The organism is Halioglobus sp. D3-4, from assembly GCF_055809315.1.
The window spans coordinates 3,206,831-3,220,072 of record NZ_CM147907.1 but is presented as its reverse complement, the minus strand read 5'-3'; the positions used below and the strand labels follow the sequence as shown (position 1 = coordinate 3,220,072).

The window sequence follows — 13,242 nt, the reverse complement described above, 5'->3', positions numbered from 1 at the left end:
GCTCACTGGGAGCGGATGTTTCCAGTGTGGCGAAACGTGCACACGTTAAACGATAATAAGAGGACGCGCACCAATGCGCCCACAGCCCTTTCCTACTTGCGCGTTGGTTGCGCTGGCAGTCTGTGTACTTTCGGTAAATGCCGCACTGGCAACGACATTCAGTGTCAGTCAGTCTATCACCGTGTCGGGGATTACTTCCGGCTCGGGCAGCGGCAGCGGCACCGCAACACTGGATACCAATGCCGGCACACTCACGCTCAATCTGAACTCCACCACGGTGACGGGGTTTACCAACACATCCGTTGAAACGGTGGCCACTGTATCGGGCAGTTATGCATCGGGAAGTCTCGACGCTGTGAGCGGCAGTAGCCAGCTCATCAGTTGTACCAATAACGGTGGGCTGGTGAACGGTTGCGGCAGTGTCACCAGTGATTTTGGCACCGCCTTCCTGACCGACCCGATCGCTTTTGACCTGTCCTATTTGGGCGTGACTACGTTCACTGTGCGGGACAGTAATTCCGGCGCCAATATCCAACAGGTGTTCACGCTGGTAACCGGGGGTGCACCGCCGCCGGGGCCGCCAGCCACAATTGACCTTACCTCCGGTGGACCCACCCAGTATACGTTTGACCCCGGTAACGGCCATTCAGTGACGCTCACCATTTCCGCAAACTCGGGCAGCGTGACGCAGGGCAGTTCTGGCCTGGGTAACAATACCGGTTTTGCGGACGATGGCGCTGTTGACAACTACTGGACGGGCAGTTCGCGCGAGACGCTTATTTTTGCCTTCAGCGAGCGTGTGATGCTCGATAGCGTTGTATTGGATCTGTTTGAGCCGATAGCGACCAGTGAGAGAGCGGAGCTGTCGCTCGATGGCGGCAGCGTCACAGTCATCGATGAAAACAACGCCGAGCGCACCGGGGGTGATTTGTCGAACTGGGAGTATGTTGTCGGCACCGAGGTGATGTCTTTCCGGCTCGGGACACCGGCGCGTGGCACCATTGGCAACACAACGTTTCGTATCAATTCGCTGGTTGTGTCTTCGGTACCCCCCGTGGACAGCGACGGCGACGGCTTGATCGATGACGTCGAAACCAATACGGGCGTGTTCGTGGACGGTAACGATACCGGCTCAGATCGGCTTGATAGCGACAGCGATGACGATGGCCTCCTCGACGGCGCAGAAGTGGCACTGGGAACCAATCCCGTGGACGATGACAGTGACGGCGACGGGCTGTTGGACGGTGAGGAACTGGGCTTTGGCACCGACCCGCTGGACAGCGACAGCGATGGCGATGGGGTTTCCGATGGCGATGAGGTGGCTGGAGGATCCGACCCCGCCGTCTCGCAGGCAAACTGCGATGTGGACCCCGTTGCGGGCCCCAGCCTTGGAGATATCCTGCTGTTGCAGCGCCACTTGAATGGCAGCGTGCTGCTCTCGGTGAACGAGCAGGTATTCTGTGATGTGAACGGTGATGCGAGCGTGACGCTCGCGGACTTGTTGAGTTTACAGCGTCAGATGCTGGGTATGGGCCTATGAGTTCTCGCGGTGCGTTGGTTTCGCACTAGCGCTGTTGGTTGAGCTCACACCCTACATGTGCGGTTAGCCCAGCGCGTGGTCCACGCCAAACCCAGCAGCGCCAATCCAAGCAGTGGCAGAGTTGCTGGTGCGGGTACCCCGGTACCCGCTGCGCGGTAAAGCCAGCCGCCAGTGCCCCTATCCAGTAAATCAGAGCCATCCGGACTCATGTTTATTTGTGTGGTTATTCGGGTGCCGCGGAAGACAAAGAGAAAATTGGAAAATCCGCTGGCGATTATGCCGCCGTTCGGCGAGTTGGTGGCGGGGTCAAGCGTTGAAGTGACGCCTCCGACCAACGAGCCGTTGGCGGTTGTACCGAGCTCAATTTCGAAGGTTGGGACAAAGCCGGTAGCGTCGAGAAATGGCTGGAGAATATCGTAGCTTGTCGAATTGTATTCGGCGATGCCTCCGGGAAAGGGCGTAAACATTTGGAAGAGTTCGCCGACTTCACTGGCGCTGGCCCAGGTCCAACCGGTCAGGTCGGGCCCGCTGCTATCTGCACGTCCGGAGCAGGTGCCACCCGCACACACGGCGTTGAACTCGTTCCAGGTTGTTCCTCGTGTTGCCAGTGGCTGCATCCACTCCTTGCCGGCGATAATAGGGTTGCCGAAGGCGCAGGTACTTAGGGTTAGCAGTGCGAATAGCGAAAATCGACGGCTCAAATGCGTAAAATGCGTCATCCCTGATCTCCAATTTTTTATTCTGATGTCTTTGCGGTAGCTGAGCCGCACCCATTGCTTGCTCGGTTAAACCTGCCGCTTAGCTTGAGTGTAGTCGGTATTCCGCTAATCGAGAAACTATTAGTCGGGCTATAGCTGCGAGTTGGAATAGCATGACACCGATTTACCCGGTTTCCCGCTGCACTAAAAACCGCCGTGCTCCTTCAGATAGGCCAGTTCTTCTGCGCTGGATGTCCGTCCCAATGCCGTATTGCGATGCGGAAACCGGCCAAAGCGGGCGATTACATCGCGGTGGGCGATGGCGTAGCGACTGAAGCCGGCAAACTGTGGATTTTCGGACTCCGCAGCCAATGCTTCGAACAGCGCAACGCTGTGTTCCTGCACCGCCACATCTTCACAGTGCTCCAGCGGCAGGTAGAGAAACACGCGGTGAATCGCGGGCAGTGTCAGGTGGCGACCGGAGGCGATTGTCTTTTCTGACAGCGCCAGTGCGAGTGGGTCTCCGGCGAAGGCCAGTGCGGTGCCGCGGTGAATATTGCGCGTGAACTGATCCAGTAACACCACCAGCGCCATCAGCCCGCGATCTGTGTCCTCCCAGTCCTGCAGTTCCCCTGCCAGCGCCTGTTCGAGTGCTGCGCCAAATTGCTGGCGACAGAATGTATCGGTCGCTTCGCTGGCGCCAAACCAAAGTGCGTGTTTCTCGGTCTTACACAGGCCGGCCTCATCCAGCTCCCCGAACCAGAAGTTGTGAATGGCATCGATGGTATTCTGCGTCACTGTGAGCCCCCGTTTTTGGCCTGATATGTTAGAGTGCGTCCCTTCTTTTGAACTCATGATAGCGGAATTTACTTATGGCACTACTTCCTGAAGTCGAACTGAACACTGACGAACAAAAAGCCAGCTATGGTTTTGGGCTGCAATTTGGTAATCAACTGTTGCGCAATGATTTTGACGGCCTGGATGTGGAAGCTGTGGTTGCCGGTATCCAGCACTGGTACGGACACCAGCAGTCAGCGGTCTCCCAGGAAGAGATCAACCCCAGCTACGAGGTGATTCAGCGCCGTCAGCAGGAAAAGGCGGCGGAGATGGGTGCTAAAAGCGCCGCGCTGGCCGAGCAATTCCTGACAGCCAACGCGGCGCGCGACGGAGTATCTACCACCGATAGCGGCCTGCAGTACGAAGTGCTGGAGACCGGTAGCGGCGGTGCCAGCCCCGGCGCACAATCGACCGTGGTTACCCACTACCACGGCACGCTGGTTGATGGCACCGTATTCGATAGCTCGGTACAGCGCGGTGAGCCCGCCGAATTTGGCGTGCACCAGGTGATTCCGGCGTGGACTGAAGCCCTGCAGATGATGTCGGTGGGTGACAAGTGGCGCATTGCCTGTCCGCCGCAGCTGGCCTACGGCGAGCAGGGTGCGGGCAACGCCATCCCACCCAACACGGCACTGGTATTTGAAATCCACCTGATCGATATCAAGGGCTGACAGCTTGGCGGCGAACATCAATCTGCCGCGTATCCTGCGGGTAGGTGCGGGTGCCAGTAGCCAGTTGGTGGGGACACTTGGCGAGCTGGGGTTGTCGCGGCCCCTGCTGATTACAGACCCGTATATGGTCGACAGCGGTTACTACGCGCAACTGCAGGCGCCGCTGGATGACGCCGGTATCGAGTATGGCCTGTTTGGAGACTGCGTACCGGACCCTACCACGGACAGCGTGAATGCCGCGCTCGCGCAGCTGCGCGCCGGCAATTTCGATTGTGTGGTGGCGCTCGGTGGCGGCAGTTCCCTTGACACGGCCAAGGCGGTGGCCGTACTGGCTGAGCACGGCGGTGTTATGCGGGATTACAAGGTGCCGCGGCAGGTGGACTCCGGCCTGCCGATTGTCGCCATTCCTACCACGGCCGGGACGGGCTCCGAAGCCACGCGCGTGGCCATCATCACCGATACTGATACACAGGAAAAAATGTTGTGTATGGGGCTGGGACTGATGCCGGTGGCGGCGCTGGTGGACTATGAACTCACCTTGACCATGCCCTACCGGCTCACAGCCGACACCGGCATCGACAGCCTGTGCCACGCGCTGGAGGCTTACACCAGCCGCAAGGCCAACCCATTTACTGACAGTATTGCGCTCACCGCGATGCGCACCATCTACCAGAATATTCGCACTGCCTGCGCTGAGCCCGACAATCGGCAGGCGCGCGAGGCGATGATGCTGGCGGCGACCCAGGGCGGTATCGCCTTCGCCAATGCCTCGGTGACCCTGATTCACGGCATGAGCCGACCTATTGGTGCGCTGTTCCACGTGCCCCACGGTTTGAGCAACGCGATGCTGCTGCCGCGCATCACTGCGTGGACAGTCGAGCATGCCCCACAGCGCTACGCCGAATGCGCGCGTTATATGGGGATGGCCGCGCCGACGGACACCGATCAGGCCGCCTGCACGAAACTGGTCGATGCCCTTGATGCCCTGACAGACGACTTGCAGGTGCCCGGGCCAAAAGCCTTCGGGATCGAGGACGCCGTATGGTTTGACTCGCTGGAACTGATGGCGTCACAGGCACTGGATTCGGGCTCGCCAGCGAATAATCCGCGTATCCCTGATGCGCGGGAAATCGTGCAACTGTACCGGGACATCTGGTAGCAGCGGACAGTTGTGAAAAGCACTTCGCGGCGAGAAATTCGGTGTTTCACCAGGACTGGCGCTTACATTACTGAGCACCATTGTTTACACTAGTAGAGCAGCCATTTTCACCAATCCAGCTGGGTCATCTGCTTATGAAACGCGTCGTATTCAATCAAAAAGGTGGGGTCGGCAAGACCAGTATTGCCTGCAATCTGGCCGCGATATCAGCGGCTATGGGGTATCGCACACTGGTGATAGACCTCGATGTACAGGGCAATACCACGCATTATCTGGTAGGTGAGATCGACGCGGATGCCTTTCCTGCCGAGGCGCAGGGTGTGGCCGGTTTGTATCGGCAGACAGTGGGCTCGCGCAAAATGCGCAAGAACCCCGATTCCTTTGTCTGGGAAACCCCGTACGAGAACCTGTTTCTGCTGCCCTCCAGCCCGGTGTTGGCCGATATGGAAAAAGAACTGGAGTCGCGCTACAAGATTTACAAATTGCGCGACGCGCTGGAAAAACTCAACGAAGAGTACGACCGGGTCTACATCGATACACCGCCCAGCTTCAATTTCTATTCCAAATCCGCGTTGATAGCAGCCGATACCGTACTGATTCCGTTCGACTGTGACAGTTTTGCGCGCCAGAGCCTGTACTCCCTGCTGGATAATATCGGCGAGTTGCAGGAGGATCACAACCCCGAGCTGGAAGTAGAGGGCGTCATCATCAACCAGTTCAACTCGCAGGCAAGACTGCCTGGTGAACTGGTCGCGGAGCTCGAGTCCGAGGGGCTGCCCGTGTTCAAGACTTACCTCAACAGCTCGGTGAAGATGAAAGAATCGCACCGTGAACACCGACCGCTGATCGACATGGCACCCAGTCACAAGCTGACCGGGCAGTTTCTCGATTTGCATACGGAACTGGAGAAGTCGGCGGCGCGGGCGGCGGCTTGAACCGCTGATCATCGGGCATGAGCCGCTGTATTCCGGGCAGTGGTTGGGCGTATCGGAGAATTAGCTATATCGTTATTCTTCCTGGTTATTTGTAACTCCCTTTTTGATTCTATAAAGTGCCCACCCTAACGCTTGATATTCGGGTATGACAGCCGCTTGAAATTGGATCTTGACAGCATTAATGACAGTTTGCGCGACGCCAGTGCTGCTGAGATTGTGACCTGGGCACTGAGTCTGGGCCGCAAGACGATTGCGACTACCAGCATGGGGCGCAATGCGGCGGTGATGTTGCATCTGGTCAGTGAAATCGATAAGACAGTGCCCACCGTCTGGGTTGATACAGGCTACAATCTGCGCGACACCTATGTTGTGGCAGAGCGTTTGATTCGGGATCTGGATTTAAACATGCATGTCTACTCCCCTGAAATGACCTCGGAGCGGCGCAATGCCATCATGGGGGGGATTCCGACCGTGGATGAAGAAGAGCGCCATCAGGAATTCACCCGGCAGGTGAAGTTGGAGCCCTTCGCGCGTGCGCTGGATGAGTTGCAGCCTGAAATCTGGCTGACAGGCATCCGCCGCGAGGAGACGGAGTTGCGCAAGAGCCTGGATATAGTGTCGATGGATGGCCGTGGCATCATCAAAGTCGCGCCGCTGTTTCACTGGTCAGAAGACGATGTGGAAGCGTACATGGCGCGCCATGAACTCCCTACCTGCAAGCACTACTTTGACCCCACCAAGGTATTTGACGGCCGCGAGTGCGGCTTGCATACCACGGCCTGAGCAGGCCGTTCGCTGCACTATCCGAGTACGATGCCCACACCCAGTGCCATCGCGGCAGTGAAAGCAATAAAGGCGGCCACGATTAATCCCAGGCGTCGCATAGTGCGTCTATCTTCCTGTGCGTCGCTCACTGACAGGTGCTGTGTCATAACAATACTCCCGCTTATTCAGTTTTATTGAAATACTGCGATAGCAATAGTTTGCAAAATTCCTGAACGTGGGGAGTTGATGCAGATCAAATCATGGTCGTGCCTCGACCAGCAATCCGGGTTGACCCGTGTGCGCGTAAACCGCGCTGAAAAAACGCCGGGCGAGATGGGTTAGGGTTCGATGCGGATATACGCGCGGCGCCCCATTTTTCCCGAGAGCCGCGAGAAAAAGTCTGCCCCCAGCATCTGCAAACCGTACTTGCGCCGCAGTGCCTTCAGGGCGATGGTCTGATCTGCCGGATCGTCGAGCAGAAACGCGTGTGTGTCCCGCCACTCGCCGGTGAGTTTACCCGTCATGGTGCACGGTGCAATACGCGACTCGCTGAAGTTGCGCAGGCGTTTCACCTTGCCCGCATTGCCGGCGCTGAAAACATAGTAGTTGCCCTGATCGGGCGCAAACCAGACAGGCGTGGCGACCCAGTCACCGGAGCGTTTGCGGGTGGCAAAACTGATGTAGCTGCCATTGTCTACTAAATTTGTGTCATTGGCGTTCATAAAAAAACCTGTAAGCTTAGAGCAGTGGTCTATGACCGGTGCCGCCATTTAAACGGTAATCGCCAGAGGTCACAATACTTGTACTGAAACAAATGGGGAAACGTCAGAATGAACCGCTTTGATGCAAGTTCCACAACCGATCAGGTAATTGAGGGTATTTCCCTGGAGGGTAAACTCGCCGTCGTTACCGGTGCGTCCTCCGGGTTAGGTATAGAAACCTGTCGCGCGCTGGCCGCAGCGGGTGCGACCGTGGTCATGGTCGCACGCGACGAAGAGAAGCTGGAAGCTGCTGCAGCCCAGTTGCTGCAAGCGCAGCCGGATGCGCAACTGCTCACACAGCTTATGGATCTGGCGGATCTCAACAGTGTGCGTAACGCCGCCACAGAAATACTGTTGTATCACTCCGAAATCCAGTTACTGGTCAACAACGCCGGTGTGATGGCTTGCCCGCTGCAGCGCACCGCGCAGGACTTTGAAATGCAGTTCGGCACCAACCACCTCGGCCATTTCCTGTTCACCGGGCTGTTGTCAGAAGCGCTGCTGGACGGGGCCCCCGGCAGGGTGATCAACCTCAGTTCTGCAGGGCACAAGATTGCGCGGTTCAACTTTGAAGACCCCTCCTACTTGCGCCGGCCCTACGACAAATGGCAGGCATACGGTGAGTCCAAAACCGCCAATATACTGTTCACTGTAGCCCTGGATCTGCGCACCCGCGAACGGGGTGTGCGCGCATTCGCTGTTCACCCGGGGACTATCAGGACTAACCTCGGTCGTCATATGGAGGAGGCAGATCTTGTCGCGCTGAATGAGAAAAGCCCCACTGGTCAACTGGAATTCAAATCTGTGGAGCAGGGCGCGGCCACAACAGTCTGGGCTGCGTCATCGCCACAACTCTCGGGGCGCGGTGGCATTTATCTGGAGGACTGCCAGATAGCTGCAGCTGCTGTAGAGGGTAAAAGCACTGGCGTGGAATCCTATGCCGTCAATCAGGCAGCGGCAGACCGGCTCTGGCTGCTGTCCGAGGAACTGGTAGGACAGTCCTTCGACTATTGATGCCAGCTCCCGGAGTCCGTTACCTATCCCAGCCTGATACCGCATTGGCGAGCACCTTTTACACAGCGGGATCCTCCTCCGGGTAAGGAGCCGCCCCTGCAGGACGCGCCGTGAACCCTTCCCTGCAGGCTTGGGGTCGGCGTGCCCATAAACAGGGGCAGACTCTCCTGCCTCGTGCAGTCTGGCACGGGCGGCTTGTTACCCTGAGGCCTCAAATGGCGCACAACCCCATAGCGGTGTAATGGTAAAGTACCCACGCAGCCCTCGGGTGGAACAGAACCCCGAAACGCTGTAAAGCAGCAAACCCGCTGTCCCCGAGTGGCAATGAACCTCATCCATAGGTAATCTACGCGACATTCAATCTCCCAAGCATAGAAGACCAAACCAATGCCCGAACACTCTTCCATCGCGACACTATTCAGCGACAAAGTACCCCAAGGCTCGCAGGTTACCGTCAAGGGCTGGTTGCGCAGCAAGCGCGATTCCAAGGCCGGGATATCGTTTCTGGCCGTACACGACGGCTCTGCGTTTGATGCGATACAGGCGGTGGTGCCCAATACACTGGACAACTACGAGTCAGAGGTGCTGACCCTGACCACAGGGTGTGCCGTCGCTGTCAGTGGTGAGTTGGTGGAATCCCAGGGCAAGGGACAGCGCCTGGAAATACAGGCCAGCGCAGTTGAAGTGATTGGCCGTGTCGATGACCCCGAGACCTATCCCATTGCCAAGAAACGCCACAGCTTTGAGTACCTGCGTACCCAGGCCCATCTGCGGCCGCGTACCAATACTTTCGGGGCGATCACGCGCGTGCGCAACACACTGGCCAATGCCATCCACAATTATTTTTACGGCAATGGGTTTCACTGGATCAATACGCCCATCATCACCGGCAGCGATTGCGAAGGCGCCGGGGAGTTGTTCCGGGTGAGCACGCTCAATTTTGCCAACCTGCCTCGCGACGATCACGGTGCGGTGGATTTCGAGCAGGATTTTTTTGCCGCCGAGTCCTTCCTCACTGTGTCGGGGCAACTGGAGGTGGAATCCTACTGCCTGGCGATGAGCAAGGTGTACACCTTCGGCCCTACGTTCCGGGCGGAAAACTCCAATACCAGCCGTCACCTGGCAGAGTTCTGGATGGTGGAGCCAGAGGTGGCGTTTGCCGATCTCAATGACAATGCCGCACTCGCCGAGAGTCTGCTCAAGCATACGATTGGCACCGTGCTGGAGGAGCGCGAAGACGATATCGCTTTTTTCCAGCAGCATATTGATGAGGGTGTGATAGCGCGCCTGCGCGGTGTCATCGACAGCCCGTTCGAGCGCATGGAGTACGGCGAGGCGATCGAAATCCTGAAAAACAGCGGTGAGCGTTTTGAGTTTCCGGTGGAGTGGGGGCTGGACCTCGCCTCGGAGCACGAACGCTATCTGACGGAAAAGCATGTCGGCAGGCCGGTTGTCGTGATGAACTACCCCAAGGATATCAAGGCCTTCTACATGCGTCTGAACGACGATGAGAGAACGGTGGCCGCGATGGATGTGCTGGCGCCTGGTATTGGTGAAATTATCGGTGGCGCGCAGCGTGAGGAGCGCCTCGATATGCTCGACTCTCGTATGGATGAGTCCCTGCGCGAGACTTTGTGGTGGTACCGAGATCTACGTCGCTACGGCACCGTGCCCCATGCCGGTTTCGGTCTGGGCTTTGAGCGCCTGCTTAACTACATCACTGGTATGGATAATGTGCGGGATGCCATACCGTTCCCACGCACGCCCGGGCACGCTATTTTCTAGCGCTGCAGCCATGTCACGGCGACAAATCCTGACCCAAATTGGGTGTCTGTCGCCAATTCTGCCTCCATTTGTGCAAAATTGCCTGAATTATGATCAGAATAGTGATTTGCCTCAGTCATACTGAATACTCATGGAGAAGAGCCGTCCGGAAGTAAAATGGGCGGCGGGGGCAGTTCAGATGCGACGCGCATTCAAAGAAAAGGAACAGGGGCCGGTAACTGAAATGGCGATTGTGAATACTTTCACCAAGCTGATTTTTGGTGATGAGGCCTACACTCGGCAGGAGCTATCCATTATCGCCGCATTTCAGGCGATGGACCCCGCTGTCATGGGCGGCAGTCGCATGGAGATGGGCGATTATTTACGCAATCTGGGCGTGCGCGAGATGATACAACTAGTGTCGGGCTTACAGCTTTATCTCTCCAGCTGCAGGAATTCAGCATCACAGGCAGTGCGCAGTAAAGTGCCGCCGTCTCCGCGGGCCGATTAGTCCGATTTGACGGCGGGTTTCAGCCCACAATCTGCGACAGGGCTGAACAGCGATTGAAAAGAGCCGTCTTCATCGGCACCGAGGAAGCTCAACTGGACGCTCTGGTTTAACTGGAACCGGCGGGTGGTGCTGGTGAGGCTTGCGGTCCATTTGTCGTAGCTGAACTTTTCCGGATCCTTACGTAAATCCACGAATCCCGTTAATCCATTGTCCTCGAGCCTGGCGGAGAACCCGCTACTGGTGACATGGGTAATTGTGGCATCGAAAACGACAGCGTTGTCGCGGGTGACGCGCTGTAGGTAATTGCTGGCCAGCCAGCGCTCTGCCTCCATTGTCGCAGCGCGGGACGCAGCCAGGCGCAGCTTCAGTTCCGCCAGCGTCTGAGGGTCGACATGACTGGCTTCGGTGCCCTGCAGTGCCGCTTTGATCTGCAGGTGGACCAGAAAATCCACGTATTTGCGCAATGGCGAAGTGCAATTGGTGTAGTAGTCCAATGCCATGCCCATATGCGGCTCTGGCTCGCTGGACAGCTCGGCGCGTGTCAGCAACCGGTTAACCATCGCCCGCAGGGGCAGTGGGTTCCCGGAAGCTGCGAGGCCGCGCATGATATCGCGATAACCGCTGACAGTTGTGTGATCCAGCTGCGCCAACTCCGGTGCATGCAGGCTGAGAAACTTGTTGACCTCATCACTACGGTCGGTGCGAAACCCCGGGTGTGACACAAACGGCCCTCTGGCCTTGTGGTTAGCCAGGAAGCTCGCAGCACAGCGATTGGCGGCAACCATGCACTCTTCCACCAATCGTTGGGAGAGCAGCTTTTCTGTCGGCTCAATGGTTTCAATCTGTTTTTCGTCGTTCATGACCCAACGATATTCCTGGCGATCTTCCATCACCAGGTTGTGTTCTTCGCGGCGCGCACGCAATGCCCTATACAGTTGGTAAAGCGTTTCCAGCGGAGAGGCGTGGCTCATGAGTTCGTCATACTGGCCATTGAGGTAGCGGTCAACGGCAAAATACGAAAGCTTGGCACGCGAGCGAACGGTGGCCTCGATAAACTCGAAGTCTCCGATCTCGCCGCTGTCGCTGATGGCGATTTTGCACACCAGTGCAGCGCGGTCGACACCCTCGGACAATGCACAGGTATCCTGTGAAAGCTCCTCCGGCAGCATCGGCAGAACATCGCCGTGAAAGTACACGGAGGTGCCCCGCGCGGCCATATCGCGGCGCAAATTGGAGTCCTTCCCGATATAGGCGGTGGGGTCGGCTATCGCGACGAACAGCACCCAGCCATCGGTGCTTATTTCAGCGTATAGCGCATCATCGATATCCAGTGTTTTGGTTGAATCGATGGAGATAAACTCCAGGTCGGTGAGATCGCGGCGCTTCTGTGTCTCCAGCGGCGAGGGCTTCGACCTGATTTCCGTGACCTCCTTTTTGACGGCGTTGCTCCACGTATTCGCCAGCCGGTATTTGGCAATGCAGTAGAGGTTTTCAATACCAGGTGTGGTTTCATCGCCGATCACAGACAGCACTTTGGCCTGTGGTTTTCCATCGCGAATAGGGTGGCGCAGGATTGCACAGCGCAAGTAGTCACCTTCCCTGGCGCCGTTACGCGCCTGCGGCGGTATAAACAACCAGCGGTTCAGCTGTTTGAGGTCCGGCTCCACAAAGACGGCTTTGCCCTTGCGGACACAGCGTCCGGTGAAGTCCAAGAGTGGGCTGTCCACCAGTTTTTCAATGTCGGCGATGGTTTTATTGTCTTTGGTGGGCCTGATACAGACCCTGACCCGGTCGTCGGGAAAGGCCTTAAGCATTTCCTGCGGCGGAATGAATATCTCCCGCCCATCGTCAAGCACTGCAAACCCATAGCGGGCCTGGGTGCCCTTGATAACCGCTTCGGCGCGCTCTTTCTCGGCCTCCATTTGCGATTTCAGGCCTTGCAGTTGCGAGAGGGTATCCTGGCTGAGCATTCGTGGGACAACTTTAATTAAAAATATAGGCTGTGCATCGTAGCTGAAATCGCCACGGCTGTCAGTGCGTTATAGTCGAAAGGTACAGTCAAGTTGGCTTTTTCTATTTGAGCATGCGGGGGATTTGCGCTATGAATGTCAGCCTTACCGACTGACACTACCAAGTGAAAAGCTATGAACTACTGGATTCTGATTCTCTCCCTGCTTGCGGCCCCCCTTGCAAGCGGAGACCGGCTGGATGATGTGCTGTCGAAAGTCGAGGGCACGACAGGGGGGGAGGAAGATTTTATGGCCGGCGTAACATGGTCTGAAAGCCCCGAAAATACCTATTACACCTGTACGGAGCGGTTGGGCCTGCCTACACTGGAACTGTGGTTGGGCAGTGAGAATATAGCGCGCGCCAGAGGTGTCGCAGATCAGCCGGTGATTTATGGTCAAAATGGCCCTGTACAGGTGCTGTCGTACTTCAGTGATGCGGGCTCGCCCACCATGGCGGCATACCTGATGTTGCCATCAGGCGAGACGCACATATTCAGGGTCACCCCTGAGCAGCGTATCGTAAAAGCCAGTAAGCAGTGGCAATGCAGCCCCGCGCAGTGGCGGGCGCCGTGAGTTGA

The 13,242-nt window shown here is 57.2% G+C and carries 14 protein-coding genes; 9 read left to right on the top strand and 5 right to left on the bottom strand.

The features are described from left to right. Positions 1-73 precede the first annotated feature (73 nt). Positions 74-1,540, top strand: a complete 1,467-nt coding sequence (locus AC0L6S_RS13870; RefSeq protein WP_473424604.1) for a dockerin type I domain-containing protein — start codon at positions 74-76, stop codon at positions 1,538-1,540. A 44-nt stretch (positions 1,541-1,584) separates the two neighbouring features. Here AC0L6S_RS13870 and AC0L6S_RS13865 read toward each other — a convergent pair whose 3' ends face one another. Beyond that, complete coding sequence (locus tag AC0L6S_RS13865) at positions 1,585-2,259, bottom strand: hypothetical protein (RefSeq protein WP_473424603.1); 675 nt, start codon at positions 2,257-2,259, stop codon at positions 1,585-1,587. 183 nt (positions 2,260-2,442) lie between these two features. Further along, positions 2,443-3,036, bottom strand: coding sequence for a DUF924 family protein (locus AC0L6S_RS13860; RefSeq protein ID WP_473424602.1), 594 nt, complete (start codon positions 3,034-3,036; stop codon positions 2,443-2,445). Positions 3,037-3,110: 74 nt separating this feature from the next. Here AC0L6S_RS13860 and AC0L6S_RS13855 point away from each other — a divergent pair, with 74 nt between their 5' ends. From AC0L6S_RS13855 to AC0L6S_RS13840, 4 genes are all read left to right on the top strand, one after another. After that, positions 3,111-3,746 (top strand): FKBP-type peptidyl-prolyl cis-trans isomerase, encoded by a 636-nt coding sequence (locus AC0L6S_RS13855; RefSeq protein ID WP_473424601.1) that lies wholly within the window; start codon positions 3,111-3,113, stop codon positions 3,744-3,746. Positions 3,747-3,750: 4 nt separating this feature from the next. Further along, positions 3,751-4,905, top strand: coding sequence for an iron-containing alcohol dehydrogenase (locus tag AC0L6S_RS13850; RefSeq protein WP_473424600.1), 1,155 nt, complete (start codon positions 3,751-3,753; stop codon positions 4,903-4,905). A 134-nt stretch (positions 4,906-5,039) separates the two neighbouring features. Further along, positions 5,040-5,840, top strand: a complete 801-nt coding sequence (locus AC0L6S_RS13845; protein WP_473424599.1) for a ParA family protein — start codon at positions 5,040-5,042, stop codon at positions 5,838-5,840. A gap of 156 nt (positions 5,841-5,996) precedes the next feature. Then, a complete protein-coding gene (locus AC0L6S_RS13840; protein WP_473424598.1) occupies positions 5,997-6,623 on the top strand; it encodes a phosphoadenosine phosphosulfate reductase domain-containing protein in 627 nt (208 codons plus the stop codon). A 17-nt stretch (positions 6,624-6,640) separates the two neighbouring features. Here AC0L6S_RS13840 and AC0L6S_RS13835 read toward each other — a convergent pair whose 3' ends face one another. Then, complete coding sequence (locus tag AC0L6S_RS13835) at positions 6,641-6,772, bottom strand: hypothetical protein (RefSeq protein WP_473424596.1); 132 nt, start codon at positions 6,770-6,772, stop codon at positions 6,641-6,643. Between the two features lie 171 nt (positions 6,773-6,943). Beyond that, positions 6,944-7,327: a PPOX class F420-dependent oxidoreductase gene (locus AC0L6S_RS13830; protein WP_473424595.1), complete on the bottom strand. Its 384-nt coding sequence runs from the start codon at positions 7,325-7,327 to the stop codon at positions 6,944-6,946. A gap of 108 nt (positions 7,328-7,435) precedes the next feature. Here AC0L6S_RS13830 and AC0L6S_RS13825 point away from each other — a divergent pair, with 108 nt between their 5' ends. The 3 genes from AC0L6S_RS13825 (at position 7,436) to AC0L6S_RS13815 (ending at position 10,655) form a co-directional block, all read left to right on the top strand. After that, positions 7,436-8,380: an SDR family NAD(P)-dependent oxidoreductase gene (locus tag AC0L6S_RS13825; RefSeq protein ID WP_473424594.1), complete on the top strand. Its 945-nt coding sequence runs from the start codon at positions 7,436-7,438 to the stop codon at positions 8,378-8,380. A 387-nt stretch (positions 8,381-8,767) separates the two neighbouring features. Continuing rightward, a complete protein-coding gene (asnS, locus tag AC0L6S_RS13820) occupies positions 8,768-10,165 on the top strand; it encodes an asparagine--tRNA ligase (protein ID WP_473424593.1) in 1,398 nt (465 codons plus the stop codon). Between the two features lie 178 nt (positions 10,166-10,343). Further along, positions 10,344-10,655, top strand: a complete 312-nt coding sequence (locus AC0L6S_RS13815) for a hypothetical protein (RefSeq protein WP_473424592.1) — start codon at positions 10,344-10,346, stop codon at positions 10,653-10,655. On the opposite strand, the gene AC0L6S_RS13810 is transcribed toward AC0L6S_RS13815, so the two are convergent. After that, positions 10,652-12,625 carry a ribonuclease R family protein gene (locus tag AC0L6S_RS13810; RefSeq protein ID WP_473424591.1) on the bottom strand — a complete coding sequence of 658 codons (1,974 nt, stop codon included), beginning with the start codon at positions 12,623-12,625 and terminating at the stop codon, positions 10,652-10,654. The two genes, AC0L6S_RS13815 and AC0L6S_RS13810, sit on opposite strands and share 4 nt — an antisense overlap. A gap of 174 nt (positions 12,626-12,799) precedes the next feature. Here AC0L6S_RS13810 and AC0L6S_RS13805 point away from each other — a divergent pair, with 174 nt between their 5' ends. After that, entirely contained in the window at positions 12,800-13,237 is a 438-nt protein-coding gene (locus AC0L6S_RS13805; RefSeq protein ID WP_473424590.1) for a hypothetical protein, read from the top strand. The last annotated feature ends 5 nt before the right edge of the window (positions 13,238-13,242 follow it).

Coding starts and splice junctions, on each gene's coding strand:
- AC0L6S_RS13870 (WP_473424604.1), top strand. CDS start 74: ATGCGCCCACAGCCCTTTCCTACTTGCGCGTTGGTTGCGCTGGCAGTC.
- AC0L6S_RS13865 (WP_473424603.1), bottom strand. CDS start 2,259: ATGACGCATTTTACGCATTTGAGCCGTCGATTTTCGCTATTCGCACTG.
- AC0L6S_RS13855 (WP_473424601.1), top strand. CDS start 3,111: ATGGCACTACTTCCTGAAGTCGAACTGAACACTGACGAACAAAAAGCC.
- AC0L6S_RS13845 (WP_473424599.1), top strand. CDS start 5,040: ATGAAACGCGTCGTATTCAATCAAAAAGGTGGGGTCGGCAAGACCAGT.
- AC0L6S_RS13835 (WP_473424596.1), bottom strand. CDS start 6,772: ATGACACAGCACCTGTCAGTGAGCGACGCACAGGAAGATAGACGCACT.
- AC0L6S_RS13830 (WP_473424595.1), bottom strand. CDS start 7,327: ATGAACGCCAATGACACAAATTTAGTAGACAATGGCAGCTACATCAGT.
- AC0L6S_RS13825 (WP_473424594.1), top strand. CDS start 7,436: ATGAACCGCTTTGATGCAAGTTCCACAACCGATCAGGTAATTGAGGGT.
- asnS (WP_473424593.1), top strand. CDS start 8,768: ATGCCCGAACACTCTTCCATCGCGACACTATTCAGCGACAAAGTACCC.
- AC0L6S_RS13815 (WP_473424592.1), top strand. CDS start 10,344: ATGCGACGCGCATTCAAAGAAAAGGAACAGGGGCCGGTAACTGAAATG.
- AC0L6S_RS13810 (WP_473424591.1), bottom strand. CDS start 12,625: ATGCTCAGCCAGGATACCCTCTCGCAACTGCAAGGCCTGAAATCGCAA.
- AC0L6S_RS13805 (WP_473424590.1), top strand. CDS start 12,800: ATGAACTACTGGATTCTGATTCTCTCCCTGCTTGCGGCCCCCCTTGCA.